3 protein-coding genes are annotated in these 1,752 nt (G+C 56.1%); all 3 read right to left on the minus strand.

Translation table 11 applies throughout. From position 1 onward, the window contains the following. Positions 1-187 (minus strand): hypothetical protein (locus HP566_RS19995; RefSeq protein WP_249975485.1); only part of this gene is annotated, 187 nt, incomplete at its 3' end. After that, complete coding sequence (locus HP566_RS20000; RefSeq protein ID WP_249979055.1) at positions 184-477, minus strand: hypothetical protein; 294 nt, start codon at positions 475-477, stop codon at positions 184-186. The genes HP566_RS20000 and HP566_RS19995, both read right to left, overlap by 4 nt. Then, positions 470-1,752 (minus strand): hypothetical protein (locus tag HP566_RS20005; protein WP_249979056.1); only part of this gene is annotated, 1,283 nt, incomplete at its 5' end. The genes HP566_RS20000 and HP566_RS20005, both read right to left, overlap by 8 nt.

The raw sequence follows: 1,752 nt of genomic DNA on the forward strand, positions 1-1,752 counted from the left end.
CCTCCAGGCTCAGCGATTCTCGTGCGGCAATCTCGCCGCCCAGGTTGGCGATATTATCGGCCGTGAGGCTGACCACCTCGCGCCCGGCCAGGGTGCCGTCGCCTTCGCGTACCCGTACGTAGACCTGAGGCAACGTCTGCACAGTAGCGGCCTGGCATTGAGCGCTGGTGTCCAGATAATCTCTCACTCCTTTCTCCTACGCGCCGGAGGATAGCGGTCAGGATATTTGCGGTAATATAGTGTATTGAATGTATCCACAGAGAAACCATAGATAAATAACAGCATAAAACCTATTGCCAATGTTCTACGAGCAATTTGTGCGCCTGCACCGTACCCCGTGAGCTCAGAACCAAAAAATTCATATACCCACCCACCAATCTCTATACTATTCCAGAAAAACAAGGCTCCTGTGGAGCAGGTTGCGAGGAACTTTGCTTGCCTCTTCAGATAAGACACCCATGTCCATTCATTACTCACGAGAGCCTCCCGTTTCATCACCACCTAAACCATTGAACACGGGTGAAGATGAACCGACAGCAGTTCCAACCGCTCTTCCAATAGCATCAGAAGTTAGCTCTAACCTAAGTGGCCCTGGGGTCTGCACGATTGGTGTTAAAGCAGCCTGAGGAGTAAAAATATAAGGCACGGATATTTCCACAGGGATTTTCTGAGAAAAATTCCTAGCCTGACTACCTGAACTCACCCCTAAGAACCCAAATATCCCTCCTTCTAAAGCAGCCCACTCAAGCGGGCGGCCATCCCCATATACGTGGTTCATTGCAGCTGTATGTGAAACATTTCCCGCAGCTCCTGAGGCTGCATAACTACCTAGGCTCCCACTACGCCCAGGAATTGCTCCAAAAGCCGCTGCGTTAACACCGGCGGAAATCGTTTGACCCATCCGGAAATCTCCTCCCCCGAGTGCCTGTCCGATGATATCGAAGGCTACTCCAGCCCCTCCGTCGATGGCAGCATCACGCATCGTGAAGTTACCGATGGTTTGCAGGCCAAGACGTGCGCCGCTACCGACCCCTCCTGCCCCAAGGAGCAGTTGAATATCACCGGTAAATGGCGTGGCGCCACCGCCCGCTACGCTCCATTGCACCTGTTCATACAGTGTATCCAGCGCGGGCAGATCGTGGCCAAAGGAGAAAATCTCCCCTTGGTGTTGTACGGCTTGACCATAGCCGTATGGCGTGGCGCCGCCGAAAATGCCGAGTCCTCGGGCACCCGGCGAGACACTATTGAACAGGCTGTCATCCTGGAATTGCTCGGGCGTGACCTGGAAGGGGGAAACGGCGTCACCGTAGGCGGTAATGGAGCTACCGTCCTGCCATGCCAGCGACTGGTCCTGGTGTGCCGCCGCCAAGCCGAGAACGGCCGCATAGGCGGTTTGCAGATCGGCCAGGAAACGCTGTTCAAAGGGACTGTTCCCGCTATTCAACTGGGTCAACAATGCGTTGAAGCGCTGTGTGGTCTCCTGGTCCAACAAAGAACCGGACGCCAACGTCAGCAGGTCTTCCCAAGAGACATCACCGAGCTGAGGCGCACCGAGTTCGGCTTCCATCAGGGCCGCCTGCTCGGCAAGCAGGTCACGTTCGCGCGGGTGCAATTGCCGGTTGTAGGATTCCACCTGCCCGGCGATAAAGGCTCCATCGTTCACGTTGCCGCCCGCAAGTTCGGCGGCCACGATGCCGACGATCTGGGCGGTGGCGTTGCTGAATTCAGTGCGGCCGGCGTCGCCCACCAGCT

This window comes from Vreelandella olivaria, assembly GCF_023507745.1.
Classification (GTDB): domain Bacteria; phylum Pseudomonadota; class Gammaproteobacteria; order Pseudomonadales; family Halomonadaceae; genus Vreelandella; species Vreelandella olivaria_A.